The organism is Sulfurimonas sp. HSL-1716, assembly GCF_039645975.1.
GTDB lineage: Bacteria > Campylobacterota > Campylobacteria > Campylobacterales > Sulfurimonadaceae > Hydrocurvibacter > Hydrocurvibacter sulfurireducens.
Map to the genome: position 1 here is coordinate 1,563,883 of NZ_CP147918.1, position 14,723 is coordinate 1,578,605.

Below are 14,723 nucleotides of genomic sequence, written 5' to 3' on the forward strand. Positions count from 1 at the left end.
AATCAATTCTGAGAGATAATAGTTTTCATTATATTACAGAGGAGTTGGGTATGAATATTTTTTCGACTATAAAACTTGGAAATTACAATTTAAAAAATAGAATTTTCATGGCTCCGATGACACGATGCAGAAGCGTCAAGAACAACGTTCCAAACGATCTGATGGCTAAGTATTACGCACAAAGAGCTTCAGCGGGTCTGATCATAACCGAAGGAACACAGATCTCGACTCAGGGCATCGGCTATCCTGCAACTCCCGGGATTCATACGGATGCTCAGATAGAAGGTTGGAAAAAGATCACAAAAGCCGTACATGAAAAAGAGGGAAAGATATTTTTGCAGCTGTGGCACGTGGGAAGAGTATCGCATTCATCTTATCACGGCGGAAAACTTCCCGTGGCTCCTTCTGCCATCAAACCTTCGGGTCAGATATACACCTACGAGGGGATGAAAGATTTCGAAACGCCAAGAGCACTTAAAATAGAAGAGATAAAAGAGATCGTAAAAGAGTATGCCCAAGGTGCTAAAAATGCGATTGAGGCAGGCTTTGACGGCGTTGAGATACACAGCGCAAACGGTTATCTTCCCGATCAGTTTTTGCGAGACGGTACAAATATAAGAAGCGACGAATACGGCGGGACGATAGAAAACAGAGCCCGTTTTCTTTTTGAAATCGTCGAAGCCGTGACGGCCGCCGTCGGTGCGGCAAAGACGGGTGTCAGGATCTCCCCGAGCGGAACTTTTAACAGTATGACCGACTCCAACCCGCAAAAACATTTTGCTTACGTATGTCAAAAGCTCAACGAGTTCAACCTTGCGTATCTTCATGTGGTCGACGCACTTGAAGGCGACATAAGACACGGTGCCAATGTCGTGGAACTGGCGGTACTTAGAGATGCTTACAAAGGTCTTTTGATAGTAAACGGCGGGTATGACAAAGCAAAAGCGAACAAGGTCATCGAAGACCATCTGGCAAACGCCGTCTCTTTTGCGGCGCTGTTTCTCGCCAATCCGGATCTGCCGGAGCGTTTTAAAACAAATGCTCCGCTCAACGAAGCCGATCCTGATACTTTTTATACACAGGATGCAAAAGGCTATACGGACTACCCCTCTTTATGAAACAGTGTCGATAAAGACTCTTCTTCAACTCTGCTTTCTACCCTGTTCCTGCCGTTGTTCTTAGCCAGATAAAGAGCCGAATCCGCACGCTCGATAAAGTCCATGACAGGTTCGCCGGCAATATATGTCGATACTCCTATACTCACGGTCGTTTTGATCTTTTTTGATTCTATATCGATATCCTCTTTTTCAATATTTAAAAGAACCCTTTGCGCGACCGCATCCGCATCTTTAAGATCGGTTTCCGGAAGAATGATCAAAAACTCTTCTCCTCCCCATCTACCGCAGATATCCGTCGGACGAACACTCTTTAAAATGGTTTTTGCAACGGCGACGATCACACTGTCACCCGCATTATGTCCGTATGCATCGTTGATCTTTTTAAAAAAATCGATATCCACCATCATGACCGAGATCGGCTGCTTATCGATCCTGTTTCTGATAAGAAGCTTTTCAAGCAGTTCCAAAGTGAGTCTTCTGTTCGCGAATTTCGTCAGATAATCATGTGTAGCAAGTTCATACAGCAAGGTCGCGAAATATTTTATCTTTTTGATTATCGGCCGGAAAATAAAGAGTGCTTCGACAAACAGCGTGGCTATGATCACGATAAGGACTATTCGCTGTGTATACGTTATCATCTCTATCTGTTCGATGCTTTGAGTTTCGTACAGCCTGACAATTTTGTCCAGCCCTTCGAGCAATGAATCATGAGACTTGCTCATAATCTCTTTAAGAAGTTCCTTATCCGTCGGATTATACAAAAACTGTTTTGCCAAAGCGATATATTCTTTGACCTTATGATCCAGATCGTATTTTTTCCCGTAATATACGTCATAAATTTCAGGCGGCAGAGTCGAAGGAAAATCTAAAGTCTTATCGCCTTTGGTTAGAGCAAGATGTGCACTTTCCATCGAAGATATCGCTTGGGAGAGCGATTTTTTATTGTAATCGTTTTGATTGAGCGCATAGTGGCAGGAAAGCATCCCTATTCTTTGAGAGAGCATCCTTTGTTTACCGCTTACATTGATAAGCGAAGCGAAGCAGGACTGCACTTTGATGACTTTGTAAAGAAAGAAATGGGAACTCACGGACAATGCCGCGATGATGCTGAGCGCGATGATATAGCCTATAGTCAAAGCATTAATATATTTTTTCGTCTCTTCAAACATCAAAGTTCCGCCGATTCTTAAAACTAGCATAATTATATATGCGTAATGTTAATATCACCTAAAATAATATTAATAATTTCGACCGGTGATTATCACAATTTTTGATATTGCTCAAATGTTACCCATTAGTTACCATAGAAGATTTATGATTTTCATTGGGCAAGAACTCTTTCTTGCTACACCAAACAAGGAGTCTACTATGACAGTTAGCTCTAGCTACAATGCATATTCGTCTTACAGCTCTTCGGGTGTTACCTCCTCTGCACACAGAGGAAAGCCTGATTTTGAAAAGATGGCACAAGAGCTGCTTACCTCTATGGACAGCGACAACAGCAGTTCCATAGACAAAACAGAATTCAGCGCGGCTGCACAAGCTCTCGCATCAAATTCAAACAGCAGCACCAGCAGCACTAGCAGCGACACTTCATCCGCATCAGATGTGTTCGATACGCTTGATACAAACAGCGACGGTACCCTAAGCACCGACGAGCTTATGGCAGCGCTTAAGAATATGAAGCCACCAAAACCTCCGCAGGGTCAAGACGGAGATATGCCTCCGCCTCCGCCGGGAGGAATGCCTCCACCGAATGATTCATCATCCGCATCATCGGATACTTCGGGCATCGACAAGCTTTTTTCGGCACTCGATACGAATCAAGACGGCAGCATCAGTTCCGATGAACTTTCCGCTCTTTTCGGGGATTCGACGGATCAAGACAGTTCAACAACCGCATCGGCATCCTCTACGGACAATATCACTAAACAGATCAGTAACGACTGGCTTCAAAAGATCCTCTCTTACTACGGCAACAACAGTGCATCCTCTACGGACACTACATCGCTTCTCAACACAAGCGCATGACACACATGCCCTGCTTGGGGCATGTTACTTTTTATTTACTTTCTTAAAGATATAATCAAGAGATGATAAACGTATTGATGATCGAAGACGACGATGAGTTGGCGCAGCTGCTAAAAAAAAGCCTCGAAAAAGAGGATATCGACGTCACTCTGGCTTCTACTCCGCTGGAAGGATTGAGCCTTTTTCAAAAAAACAGCTACGACCTGCTCGTACTCGATCTCTCGCTTCCGCAGATGGACGGGATGCAGATATGCCGTCTTATACGTCAGGAAAGCGATATCCCCATCATCATCTCCTCAGCCCGTTCAGATATTAGAGACAAGATGATGGGATTCTCACGCGGTGCAGACGACTACATACCAAAACCGTACGACTCACAGGAGCTTGTCTTTCGCATCAATGCCATCATGCGGCGTATCAATCCCGTTATGGTAAAGAAAACGGCTCCTTTTGAAATAGATGACGAACGGCATGAGATCTCAAAATACAACATCCCTCTGCAACTGACGCAAGCAGAATACGACATAGTCTCGTATATGATAAGAAAAGAGCGTTTTGTCATAGCGCGCGAAGAGCTGCTTTTAAACATAGGCTCCATCCGTTACGAAAGCAGTCTCAAAAGTATAGACGTTATCATGGGGCGCATACGCCAAAAAATAGGAGACGACCCGAAAAATCCCAGACACATAGTATCCGTACGTGGAGTAGGATATAAGTTTCTCAATGCATAAACACTCTCTTCTACGTCTTATCAGTATATTTTTCTTTCTCATCTTTACCCTTATAAACGGACTGTTCTACATAGCGCATCAGCACTTCAGCAAACAAAAAGAGAGCGAACAGATACGCCGTTTTCTTCTTGCGGACAGATTGTTTCATGACAATAAACAAGACTTTTCCGCAGAGCTGAAACAGCTTATGGTACGCCCATCAAACCTGTCTTCTCAAGAACTCTTTTCAAAAGGAAAGATACTTATGGAACTTCCCTTTGGCAAGATGGTGAGCTTTAAAGACCGTACTTTCTTTGCAAACGACAGACCTCCCCCGCCTCCGCCTCCGGCATTTGATCTCGGACGTTTTGACCTTATGCCTCCGCCTTTGTTTGCACCGTGGATGGATCATTTTACTTCCGTCGTTCTTGAGGACATCGCACCGCATTCGCTAAAAGTGTTTTGGGCCGTTGTAGCTGCAGTGGATTTACTCATCCTCCTGTTTTTCGCATATATTATCCGCAAGCTGCTTCCTCTGCACCGCCTCAAAAACGCGATCATCGCTTTTAAGGACGAAGACGCGACCCTCGATCTGCCCGTCAGCGGAAACGACGAGATATCTCAGATAACGCATGAGTTCAACTCCGCTTTAAACAAGATCGCGGCGATGCGCGAAGCACGTTCGCTCTTTTTAAGAAACGTCCTGCACGAGCTGAAAACACCCATCATGAAAGGTTCTCTCACGACCGATTGTCTGGAATCTTCCGCCGATCAACAACGGCTTAAGAGGATATTTTCACGTATGGATTACCTTTTAAACGAGTTTGCGAAAATGGAAAACTTCAACAGCGGAGAGTGGCGTCTAAATCTGCAAGAATACAGGTTTGTAGATCTTTTAGATCACTCCTGCGACATGCTCCTTTGCAGCAGAAAAAGCATCATCGTTCACGGAGAAGAGAACCAGCTCATCGTAAAAGCGGATTTTGATCTTTTCACCGTCGCGCTCAAAAACCTCCTCGACAATGCGCTGAAATACTCTGTATCAAAACCCGTCCTCACCATAAAAGCCGATGCTTTTGAGATATGCAGCCAAGGCGAGCCGCTGCCCGCAGAGAAGCAAGATTTCAGCAGACCCTTCAACCGCGATTTTGAAAACTCCTCCGCAGGTCTTGGACTGGGACTTTACATAACCGATTCTGTACTAAAAAAACATGGTTTCAGGCTCATCTACAAATATACAGAAGGATACAACTGCTTTCATGTCGTCTTAAATTAGCTGCTTTACCCGGCTTCCAATTCTTCAGGCTCTTCTTGTACTTTTTCACCTATACCGCGTTTAACAAGAGAGATATCTTTGCGGAACTTTTTCTCTTTATATGCAGGAGATCTTACCTGTCCCTCTTTAGCCATGCCGAGTCTGTATATCTCTTCATTTAAAAAATGCCCGTCGAACTCTTTGGTAAAAGGCATATCCCATGTGATACATCCGATGCTTGGACAGATCGCCGCACACTGAGGATCGTCATATATACCGACGCACTCGACGCATTTTTCAGGACAAACATAGTAGCGGGGATTGCCCGTCGGATTGTTCAAATCATCCACTATCGCCCCAACCGGACAGTTTTGCGCACATGCATCGCAGGTTATACAAGTATCATCTATTATTACCGACATTATTATCTCCTTGATCTAAGATCTCTATATCCGAACATTTGCAAGATGTGTTCTAGAAGGCTTATCTACAGGGGAAAAATCGTGTAAATTGTCGGTTTTGCAAATATTGCTTTGTAGCTTTTATATTATTTGTTATACTAATAATTCAAGAAAAGAAAAAAGGAGTCAATTATGAGTATAAAAGCAATTATAGACCCTGAGAATGCAAGCAGACATTATATCATCGACGAAAACGAGAAGATGAAAACTCTGGTAAGCGATGAAGCCATCAAATACTGCAGCTCATACGAAACTGATGAAGATGGAGCTCTGAGTTTTTACAAAGACCACATCAAAGTCGCTTTGAAGAACAGATCAGCGGAGATGGTATCGGGATATTACCAATCACATATCTATCAGTATGACGTCTGCCCGGATGAAGAGTAAAAAAGATCGATTTTAAACTTCATGCCTAATTATAAAGCCTCAGTGTCTCACCGATGCTGACATGGTTTTCTCTCTGCTCTTTTGTGATGTTCTCTCTGTAGGCCTGCGGGTTTACTGCGGGGGAGAGCAAACCCTTTTTCTTATGCACGCGGATGACATACGCATCACTTTTGGTAAAGTAGTCGTTATATTCTTTTGTGTAGGGCATATCCCAGACTATACATCCTTCGCTCGGACAGACATCGGCACATTTAGGTACCGCGGCATCCATACACTCTATGCATTTTTCAGGCTTGACATAGGTATGCTCTGCATCTTTTAAAGGCGATTCTTCGGTACTTACGATCGCCGTTGCGGGGCACTCCTCTATGCAGGCGTCACAGTTTATGCAAGATTCAGTGATAAGAACGGCCATTACGCACTCCTGTTCTGTGATTTATGAAATATCCTCTGCAGCCATAAAGGCGGATTGCCGTTTAACATCTCCTGCAGTTTTTTTGCAGCTTCTTTAATGCTCTGGCCCTCGGCGACTCTTGCGGGATAGATGCCTGAAGATTGAAGCATCTTCGAAGCGGTCGGCCCTATCTGCGTGCAGTACATGATGTCCGAACTCCCAAGTGTTTTGATCTTGTAGTGCAGCTTCTCCTGCTCGTCCTCAGGCTCCTCTGAGCTGTCGGACACCGTAACGAACTCGACTTTTTCTTTATCGACTTCATAGATATAAAAACTTTTCGACCAGCCGAAATGCTGGTCTATTTTCTCTCCGTCAGTCGACGCAAATGCTACGTTCATGATCTTTAAAACGAATCCATGACGTTCGCATGCGATGCTCGGGCATCCATAGATATCTCTGCTATAAACGCCTGCTCTTTTACGGCAGGAAGCATAAGTCCTTTTGATTTGTGTTCACGGATCTTGTACGTTCCGCTTTCATTGCCTTGGGTAAAATACTCATTGAATTCCACGGTATAAGGCATATCCCAGACGATGGAACCTTCCGTCGGACAGGCTTCCGCACAGCGGGGAGTGTCGGCATGACTCACACACTCCACGCATGTTTCGGGTTTTACGTAAAATCTCTCGCCCTCATACGGATTTTTCTCATTATCGTCAGAAAGTATCGCAGCTACCGGGCATTCCGATGCGCACGCATCACAGTTTATACACTCATCAGTTATCATTACAGCCATTGTTTTTCTCCTTGTTGATACATCGATCTATAATATGCAACTTTTATTCTGTACCCTACATTAGATAAAGTACGACATTTTTGTCTATCATTGTTTCAAAATGATCAAGCAGCATATCCGCCGTTGACGTAAAAGAGAGATGACAGCCCGAACATGCGCCTTGGTAGTTCAGCCACACCTGCGGTTTCTCTTTTGCTGCATAATGTACAAGCTCTATCCCGCCGCCGTCACCCGCGAGCATAGGACGTATCTTTGTTTGCAGCAGCTCCTCTACCAAGGCTCTTTGTTTGGATTCTTCCAAAAGGTGAAACGCTTCGTTCTTCTCTGCGGACAAAGAGGAGTTGCTCACATACGTGATGATCGACTGCGCCTGTCTGTTATTGTTATGCGCCGCCGTAATGAGATAGCGCATAGACTCGAAGATCTCTCCCTTTTGTCTGTACAACAGTCCCGTCTTCAGCTGGGCGTCTATATGACCGCAGTCTGCGGCTTTTTTAAAGTACTCCAAAGCTTTGTCCTCATCTATACCGCCGAGCATGCCTCTTTCGTAAAAAGCTCCCAAAGCGTATTGTGCATTTATATCGCCTGTGCGGGCGGCTTCTTCAAATAGATCGTACGCATAGGCGTAGTTTTTTGCCTCGAACTCCCGTATCGCCGTATTGAATGTCTCGCTCATGCCGCTATCCTTTTTTATATGTATCTTTAAAAAGCACTATGCATCAACTGTTCTAGAACCGTTTTTGCATAGTACTCTTAACAACAGATCTAAAAAGGAGCCGCATGGACTATGAACAGCTAAAGACTCAACTGCTTAAACACGCCAGAAATGCTTTTGAAACAGCATCTACGCTGTATGAGAGCCAGAGAATAGAGGTGTACTTAGACGGCGGTGTGCCCAAAATGTCGGACATACTAGAAAAAGAGGAGGAGATACTCTACACCCCCTCGCGCATACTCTGCTACAAGATTCACGGTTATGACTATCTGCAAGAGGAGATAAAGACCTGGATAGATTATGCAAGAAAGCTCGAACATCCAAAAGACGACGGTACGCCCCTGCCCGAACCCACGGATATTGAAAAATCGATACGAGAACTGATAGACGAGATCGCCAAAAGAAACGGCGTGAATAAAGATGCCGTCAGCTCTTTTGAAGTGTTTGCAAATTTGCCCATAGATCTTTTGGGGACGATAGAGCAGCAGATCATAGAATACTGGTGGAACGCGAACGAAGAGGAAAACGGCAAAAAACTTGCGCTATTGCAGATACAAGAGGCTTTAAAAACTCTTTAGTAGCCTTTTCTTTTTAACTCCTTGTATTTTCTACAGCTCTTTTTAAAGCCAGCATCGCATGCTTTTTTGTAAAGTTCCGCCGCTTTTTTCCTATCCTGTTTTATGCCGTAGCCGTAGTCGTACATCCTTGCAACTTTCGCGCAGTCTTCGCCGTTGCCCGATATACATACTTTTAAAAACAGCTCTTTAGCTTTAAGACGGTCTTTTTGCGTACCGTATCCAAAATAATACATCGAGCCGAGTTTGTCACACGCTTCCATAAAACCGTCGCTGCACGCTTTTGACCATATGCTTATGGCATCGTCGAGATTACCCTTCTCGTACGCCGAGGAACCGTCTTTCATCATGTCCGCAAAAAGATTAACACTTAAAAACAAGGAAATTATCAATAATATTTTTTTCATTTTTATCCTTCAATAGATCTATTATAACCAAACTCTTTATATCAACTGATTCTTTATAAACTCCATATAGTGCCCCTCTTGCTCTTCAAGCTCTTTATGAGTTCCGCTTTGCACTATCTTTCCGCTGTCAAGTACGTAGATCATATCCGCGTTTTTGACCGTACTCAAGCGGTGGGCTATGGTTATGACTGTTTTCTCTTTTAAAAGCGGCATAACGGCGGTGTAAAGTTTTGCCTCCGTCTGCACATCGAGCGCGGAGGTCGATTCATCGAAGATGACGACGCTCGGATCGGCGATTATCATCCTTGCGATACTCAGACGCTGTCTCTGCCCTCCTGAGAGACGGACACCATGATGTCCTACGATGGTGTCCAGACCGCGCGGCATCGCATCTATCATCTCACGCAGCTGTGCTGTTTCAAGCGCTTTATATATCGCCTCGTCATTAATGCGATCGTCTCCCATCGTGATATTGAAACGCAGCGTAGAGTTGAAGAGTATAGGCATCTGAAGAACTAAGAATATCCGCTGTCTGAGCGAATGTTTGTCGAGTTCTTCTATGTTTATGCCGTTGTATGTAAGAGCCCCTTCATCCTTTTCGTAAAATCCAGATATCACCTGAGCCAATGTGGTTTTTCCGCTTCCGCTAGCCCCGATGAGCGCTATCTTCGAACCTGAAGGGATATCAAAGGAGATATCCTGAAGTATCTTCTTATCCGCGGTATATGAAAAGCTCAGATGTTTTAAAGATATATCCACTTGTGCCGAATCGAGCACCTCTTTTCCGCTGGCTTCCGTTTTTAGCGCGAGTATCTTGTTGAGCCTCTTTATCGCGCTCATCGCAGAAGCGTAGGAGTACTGCATGGAGAGGATATCCTGTACGGGAGTCATGATAAACCAGATGTAGCCAAACATCGCAAACATCATCCCGATACTCAGATCACTGTACGCCACAAGCAAAAGCCCGCTGGCACGCAGAAGCTCGAAGACTACAAGAAAGATGGTGTATGAAAGCTTCTCGTAGGCGACGCTTTTGTATCCGAACTCGTTTGAAGTCTTCTGGATCGTATCTGCCTGAATGATGGCCTTAGAGAAAAAATAGTTCTCTTTGTTGCTTGCTTTTATCTGCCCGTAAAGCTCCAGAGTCTCTCCCACCTCCTCTTGAAACTTCTCGATCGATTCGTTCTCCTCTTTTTTTAATACGCCTACCCTTTTTGCCATCTTTTTACTGATGAACATTATGAGAGGCTGTATGAAAAGGATAAGTACTCCCAGAGTCGGGTCTATCATGATCATGACCACGCCTACGGCCACAAGGGTCAAAACAGAAGAAACAAAACGGCTTACGCTGGTAATGATGAAAGCATCGAGCGTGTTCACGTCAGTGATGAGATTGGCTGTGATCGCACCGCTTCCAAGAGTCTCGTACTCGTTCATGGAGGCGATCTTGAGATGTTCTATGAGTCTGCGTCTTATCATAAAGGTCACATACTTGGATATTTTCGTAAATATTTTTGTGATGATGACGCCCAGAACAAAATATATGAACCGCAGTAAAATGACTGCCAGAGTGACGAGTCCTATGTAGTAAAATGCACTGCCGGTGCCGAAAAGAAAATCGATCGTATGTACGAAGTGCGACGGTTTGTGCAGCAGCACCTCATCCACCATGACGGGAAGCATAAGCGGGATCGGAACACTAAGAAGTATGGCGATCACCGTTATGATCTGCCCGTATATCAAAGCTGATCTGTTGTGCAGTATGAGCCTAAAAATATATTTCAGCGTTATGGGTTCATTATTCATAACGTAATTATATCTCTTATAGGTAAAGCAACGGTTTTTTATGTAAAATTATAAAAACAGTTTAAAAGAGCATCATGAAACGTGTAGAATTCGGCGATCATTACAGAGACAGGACAAATGCCGTTTTTTTGGCTATCTACGTAAAAGAGATATCGCCATGGAAATATTTTAACGACGATATAAAACATATGATATGCCCTGCGCTCATCATGATAGACAGATGGGACGGAAGGATGGGATTTCCCGGAGGTACCGTCAATGAGGGCGAAGATCTCCTGGACGCTTTGGTGCGCGAGGTCAAAGAGGAAGTGGGTATCACGGTAAAGCCCGAAAAAGTCCGCCCGATCGCAACGCATGTAGGAAAGATAGCCACGCATCTTTATGCGCTTGAGGTACTGGAGATAGAGTTTTTGCACATCTACTACCATATCCTAAACAACTTTTCGCGTTCGATCCTTCTGCATGCCTACGAAGAGGGAGACAAATCGCATTTTATGTCCGAGATCACGGGCATAAAGATCGTCCCCGTCTTTGAACACAAGAACAAGGGGATCAATCTCTTTTTGCAAAACTCCTTTGCGGGTTCTTCAAAGAATGAAATACTGATCATGCTCGACGAACTTTTTAAGATCGATATAACCAAGTTTAACTGAACACACCTTTTACGAAGGTTCGAGCGTCATATCGGTTATCTCGGAGTTGGCTCCCAGCCTCATCGGCGGTCCCCAGAAACCCGTTCCTTTATTGACGTATATCTGCAGGTCTTTTCTATGGCGGTGCAGTCCGCTGATATAAGGCTGCACAAGGCTTATCAGAAATTTAAACGGATATATCTGCCCGCCGTGGGTATGACCGCTTAGCATCAGATCCACTTTTTCTTTGACCTCTTCTATAAAGCGCGGCTGATGCGCCAAAAGGACGGTCGGAGAGTCTTTGATGCCTTGCAGTGCTTTTTGCAGGTCGGGCATGTATGTTTTCGTCCTATATCCAAAAACGTCGTAAACGCCGGCGAGATTGAACCCTCTTCCCTCTTCTCCGATATAGACGTTCTCGTTTTCAAGCACTCTTATGCCGAGCGCCTTTACGGCTTTTATTATCTCCTTTATACCGTGAAAATACTCATGGTTTCCGACGATGTAGTATGTTCCGTATTTGGAACGAAGTTCTTTGAACTCATCAGTCGTATCTTTTGCATAAAGGGCTTTGACATCGACAAGATCTCCCGTTATCACTATCAGATCTGGCGTTAGGGCATTGACCTTTTGCACGACCTCTTTTATGAACTCTCTGCCGATAAGACCGCCTATGTGCAGGTCGCTGATCTGCGCTATTTTATAGGGACGCGCAAGCCCTTTTATCTTGACGCTCACTTTTTCGACCTCTACGAACCTCGCTTCATACATCGCTCTGGCGCTGAGAGAGACCGCTACGAAAAGAGAGGAGATATCAAGAGATCTTTTAAAAAAATTCCTGCGCGAGGATGAGATGGGCGCGATAGAAAGCACAAGCCTTGAAACGTCATAGACAACAGCGGTACAAAAAAGCAAAAAAAGTACGCCGATAGGCAAAGAGAGCAGATAATAAAGCCAGCTCGGGATGTTTATGTAATACCTCGCCGAAATATAAGCGACGATGCCAAAAAAGTTAACGAGCAAAAAGATATTTAGAAAATGTTTTATCTTCTTTGAGAGGTCGAGCTTCTCTATGAGCCTTTTATGGATATAGAGATTCAACAATACAAATACGGCCGAGAATATCGTTCCAAACATAAGCGCGTTCATAGATTCGATTATATCAGATTAATATAAATTTGATAAAATGGTCTGAGTAAAAGCTATGAGCAAAAAGGTATGAAGATGATCGACATCGAAAAGATACTTCAAGAGATACAAGAGGAGATAAAGCCCTTTATGTCGCAGGGAAAAGTAGCGGACTACATCCCGGCTCTTGCCAAGGTCGACCCGGACCAGTTTGCTATGAGCGTCACTCTTTTCGACGGCACGACGCACAGTATCGGATGCAGCGACACGAAATTTTCCATCCAAAGCATCTCCAAGGTCTTCACCTTTACCAAATCTCTTAATATCTACAGTAAAGAGCTTTACAAAAGAGTCGGAAAAGAGCCTTCGGGAAACCCTTTTAACTCACTGGTACAGCTGGAATATGAAAGAGGTATCCCGAGAAATCCTTTTATAAACGCCGGAGCTATCGTCATCACCGATACGCTGCTCTCACACTATAAAAATGTAAACGACACTTTCGAAAAAGTCATGGATTTCATAAAAGCGGTCGCCGGCGACAGAGCGATCACGCATGATCAGGAGGTCTGCGACTCCGAATATGCGCACGGGTACAGAAACCTTGCCCTTGCAAATCTTATGAAAAGTTTTGGCAATCTGGATAACGACGTCGAAGATGTCGTCAAAACCTATTTTAAACACTGTTCGGTCACAATGAGTACAAAAGAGCTTTCGCGTGCAATGCTGTTCTTGGCCAACCACGGCACCGATCCCATCTCAAACCATCGGTTCATCACGGACAATCAGGCAAAAAGGGTAAATGCCATGATGCTTACCTGCGGGCATTACGATGCCTCGGGAGAGTTTGCTTTTCATGTGGGGCTTCCCGGCAAAAGCGGTGTAGGAGGAGGTATCGTCGCAGTGGTGCCAAAACAGATGAGCATTGCCGTTTTCTCACCGAGGCTCAACAGCTGGGGCAATTCGCTTGCCGGAACGCAGGCACTCGAGCTCTTTTCCCAAAAGAGCGGGCTCTCCGTTTTTTAGCCGAACGTTCTCAGCATGAAAGGATGCTGATAGTATCTTCTTTTTTGGGTACGAGACATAAAAACTCATAATCCTCATCGCCTATCGTCTCATACATATGAGGCGCATCTGCGGGGATATAAAGGATGTCTCCTTTTTTTGCTTCGAACACCTCATCGCCGACGGTTACTTTTGCTCTGCCTTGCAACACGAACTGCTCATGCTCCACGCTGTTCGTATGAAGAGGCATATATCCGCCCGCTTTGATAGTAAACTGCCTCATCGCAAAATTTTCGGCCTCTTCTCCTGAGAGAAGCATCTTCATAGAAACGCCTTTACCCGCTTTTTGCTCTATAGAAGCTATGTCCATAACCGCTTTTTTTATCATACAAAGATCCTTTTGTGACCATCACTGAAATTTTTGAAAAATATATCCAAATTATTATTAAAAATCCTTACAGTTTTTTATAATATAATCCCATAAAAAGATTCGCACCAAAAGGATACTAAATGACGACCATTATCATGCTCTTTATCCTGCCTCTTGGCATCCTTGTCTATTTTTTTGATAAAAAGGTTCAAAAAAACAACAAAGCGAATTTTCAGCATTACATATCTCAGGTAAAAGCTACGGATATCACACTAAAAGAAAAACTTGACAAGATAGACGAGATGTACTATCAAAACGGGTACAAAAGGATTTTGCGCACGGACGATACGCTCGTTGTGGAAAAAAAACATTTCAATCTGGGAGTTCTGCTCATCTTTTTTGGAGCACTCGCCTATTTCGGGCTTCCGCTGTATTATCTTTATTACAGATTTATCTTAAAACCCGCACGCATAGAGATATCTTTACAAGATTCATCTGTCTGAGGCGCAATCCGTACAATGCTTAGCTTCGGGAAGAAGCAAAAGACGTTCAAAAAGGATATCTTCGCCGCATTCGGCACAGCTTCCATATTCATCGTCACCGTCTATAGTGCCGAGAATATGCTTCAGCCTGTTAAGCCGTGTCTGCGAGTTACGCAGAGCTTTATGAAACACATCCTGTTCATGCATCATCTCAAAACGCGTCAGGTCGCCCAGGGAACAATCCGGTGCTATAGGTTTTATTTTCTCCTGCAGTTCTGTTATCTCATTTTCGAGCGACGCGATATGCTCGACGATATTCTCTTTGATCTGCTCTTTTTGTGAAGTAGTCATCATCTTCTCTTTTCGATACAAATTTCTCAATTATAATATAAATATTAATCATAAAGGTAAATTATGAATATAATAAACCAAAATAAACTATAAACCGCTTTGG

At 44.0% G+C, this 14,723-nt stretch carries 20 protein-coding genes; 9 read left to right on the plus strand and 11 right to left on the minus strand.

Annotation, left to right across the window (positions count from 1 at the left end):
* The first annotated feature begins 50 nt into the window (after window positions 1–50).
* Window positions 51–1,118 carry an alkene reductase gene (locus WCY03_RS07965; protein WP_345991836.1) on the plus strand — a complete coding sequence of 356 codons (1,068 nt, stop codon included), beginning with the start codon at window positions 51–53 and terminating at the stop codon, window positions 1,116–1,118.
* Here WCY03_RS07965 and WCY03_RS07970 read toward each other — a convergent pair.
* Complete coding sequence (locus tag WCY03_RS07970; protein WP_345991838.1) at window positions 1,103–2,317, minus strand: diguanylate cyclase; 1,215 nt, start codon at window positions 2,315–2,317, stop codon at window positions 1,103–1,105. The two genes, WCY03_RS07965 and WCY03_RS07970, sit on opposite strands and share 16 nt — an antisense overlap.
* 169 nt (window positions 2,318–2,486) lie before the next feature.
* On the opposite strand from WCY03_RS07970, the gene WCY03_RS07975 reads away from it, so the two are divergent.
* The 3 genes from WCY03_RS07975 to WCY03_RS07985 all read left to right on the plus strand — a co-directional run bounded on the left by WCY03_RS07975 (window position 2,487) and on the right by WCY03_RS07985 (window position 5,135).
* Window positions 2,487–3,149, plus strand: a complete 663-nt coding sequence (locus WCY03_RS07975) for an EF-hand domain-containing protein (protein WP_345991840.1) — start codon at window positions 2,487–2,489, stop codon at window positions 3,147–3,149.
* 62 nt (window positions 3,150–3,211) lie between these two features.
* Window positions 3,212–3,880, plus strand: coding sequence for a response regulator transcription factor (locus WCY03_RS07980; RefSeq protein WP_345991841.1), 669 nt, complete (start codon window positions 3,212–3,214; stop codon window positions 3,878–3,880).
* Window positions 3,873–5,135, plus strand: a complete 1,263-nt coding sequence (locus WCY03_RS07985) for an ArsS family sensor histidine kinase (RefSeq protein ID WP_345991843.1) — start codon at window positions 3,873–3,875, stop codon at window positions 5,133–5,135. The genes WCY03_RS07980 and WCY03_RS07985 overlap by 8 nt, the downstream gene beginning before the upstream one ends.
* Before the next feature lie 5 nt (window positions 5,136–5,140).
* Here WCY03_RS07985 and WCY03_RS07990 read toward each other — a convergent pair whose 3' ends face one another.
* Window positions 5,141–5,536: a 4Fe-4S binding protein gene (locus tag WCY03_RS07990; protein ID WP_345991845.1), complete on the minus strand. Its 396-nt coding sequence runs from the start codon at window positions 5,534–5,536 to the stop codon at window positions 5,141–5,143.
* A gap of 171 nt (window positions 5,537–5,707) precedes the next feature.
* Between WCY03_RS07990 and WCY03_RS07995 the strand changes: the two genes are divergently transcribed.
* Window positions 5,708–5,962: a hypothetical protein gene (locus WCY03_RS07995; protein ID WP_345991847.1), complete on the plus strand. Its 255-nt coding sequence runs from the start codon at window positions 5,708–5,710 to the stop codon at window positions 5,960–5,962.
* Window positions 5,963–5,987: 25 nt separating this feature from the next.
* Here the strand turns inward: WCY03_RS07995 and WCY03_RS08000 are convergent, their stop codons facing one another.
* From WCY03_RS08000 to WCY03_RS08015, 4 genes are read right to left on the minus strand one after another with little or no spacing between them, the layout of a single operon-like run.
* A complete protein-coding gene (locus WCY03_RS08000) occupies window positions 5,988–6,377 on the minus strand; it encodes a 4Fe-4S dicluster domain-containing protein (RefSeq protein ID WP_345991848.1) in 390 nt (129 codons plus the stop codon).
* Window positions 6,377–6,754, minus strand: a complete 378-nt coding sequence (locus WCY03_RS08005; RefSeq protein ID WP_345991849.1) for a NifB/NifX family molybdenum-iron cluster-binding protein — start codon at window positions 6,752–6,754, stop codon at window positions 6,377–6,379. The genes WCY03_RS08000 and WCY03_RS08005 overlap by 1 nt, the downstream gene beginning before the upstream one ends.
* A 5-nt stretch (window positions 6,755–6,759) precedes the next feature.
* Window positions 6,760–7,152 carry a 4Fe-4S dicluster domain-containing protein gene (locus WCY03_RS08010; protein ID WP_345991851.1) on the minus strand — a complete coding sequence of 131 codons (393 nt, stop codon included), beginning with the start codon at window positions 7,150–7,152 and terminating at the stop codon, window positions 6,760–6,762.
* A gap of 55 nt (window positions 7,153–7,207) precedes the next feature.
* Window positions 7,208–7,828: a NifU family protein gene (locus WCY03_RS08015; RefSeq protein ID WP_345991853.1), complete on the minus strand. Its 621-nt coding sequence runs from the start codon at window positions 7,826–7,828 to the stop codon at window positions 7,208–7,210.
* 104 nt (window positions 7,829–7,932) lie between these two features.
* Between WCY03_RS08015 and WCY03_RS08020 the strand changes: the two genes are divergently transcribed.
* Window positions 7,933–8,445 carry a hypothetical protein gene (locus WCY03_RS08020; protein WP_345991855.1) on the plus strand — a complete coding sequence of 171 codons (513 nt, stop codon included), beginning with the start codon at window positions 7,933–7,935 and terminating at the stop codon, window positions 8,443–8,445.
* Here WCY03_RS08020 and WCY03_RS08025 read toward each other — a convergent pair.
* Both WCY03_RS08025 and WCY03_RS08030 read right to left on the minus strand, forming a co-directional pair.
* Entirely contained in the window at window positions 8,442–8,849 is a 408-nt protein-coding gene (locus WCY03_RS08025) for a tetratricopeptide repeat protein (protein ID WP_345991856.1), read from the minus strand. The two genes, WCY03_RS08020 and WCY03_RS08025, sit on opposite strands and share 4 nt — an antisense overlap.
* A 36-nt stretch (window positions 8,850–8,885) precedes the next feature.
* Window positions 8,886–10,655, minus strand: a complete 1,770-nt coding sequence (locus tag WCY03_RS08030; RefSeq protein WP_345991858.1) for an ABC transporter ATP-binding protein — start codon at window positions 10,653–10,655, stop codon at window positions 8,886–8,888.
* Between the two features lie 74 nt (window positions 10,656–10,729).
* On the opposite strand from WCY03_RS08030, the gene WCY03_RS08035 reads away from it, so the two are divergent.
* Window positions 10,730–11,308: an NUDIX domain-containing protein gene (locus WCY03_RS08035; RefSeq protein ID WP_345991860.1), complete on the plus strand. Its 579-nt coding sequence runs from the start codon at window positions 10,730–10,732 to the stop codon at window positions 11,306–11,308.
* 9 nt (window positions 11,309–11,317) lie between these two features.
* On the opposite strand, the gene WCY03_RS08040 is transcribed toward WCY03_RS08035, so the two are convergent.
* Window positions 11,318–12,436, minus strand: a complete 1,119-nt coding sequence (locus tag WCY03_RS08040) for a metallophosphoesterase (protein ID WP_345991862.1) — start codon at window positions 12,434–12,436, stop codon at window positions 11,318–11,320.
* 78 nt (window positions 12,437–12,514) lie between these two features.
* Here WCY03_RS08040 and WCY03_RS08045 point away from each other — a divergent pair, with 78 nt between their 5' ends.
* Window positions 12,515–13,438, plus strand: a complete 924-nt coding sequence (locus WCY03_RS08045) for a glutaminase (RefSeq protein ID WP_345994074.1) — start codon at window positions 12,515–12,517, stop codon at window positions 13,436–13,438.
* Window positions 13,439–13,448: 10 nt separating this feature from the next.
* Here the strand turns inward: WCY03_RS08045 and WCY03_RS08050 are convergent, their stop codons facing one another.
* A complete protein-coding gene (locus tag WCY03_RS08050) occupies window positions 13,449–13,805 on the minus strand; it encodes a cupin domain-containing protein (RefSeq protein ID WP_345991864.1) in 357 nt (118 codons plus the stop codon).
* A gap of 122 nt (window positions 13,806–13,927) precedes the next feature.
* Here WCY03_RS08050 and WCY03_RS08055 point away from each other — a divergent pair, with 122 nt between their 5' ends.
* On the plus strand, window positions 13,928–14,290 hold the full coding sequence (locus WCY03_RS08055) for a hypothetical protein (RefSeq protein WP_345991867.1): 363 nt from the start codon (window positions 13,928–13,930) through the stop codon (window positions 14,288–14,290).
* On the opposite strand, the gene WCY03_RS08060 is transcribed toward WCY03_RS08055, so the two are convergent.
* Window positions 14,279–14,620: a TraR/DksA C4-type zinc finger protein gene (locus WCY03_RS08060; RefSeq protein ID WP_345991869.1), complete on the minus strand. Its 342-nt coding sequence runs from the start codon at window positions 14,618–14,620 to the stop codon at window positions 14,279–14,281. The genes WCY03_RS08055 and WCY03_RS08060 overlap by 12 nt on opposite strands.
* Between the last annotated feature and the right edge of the window lie 103 nt (window positions 14,621–14,723).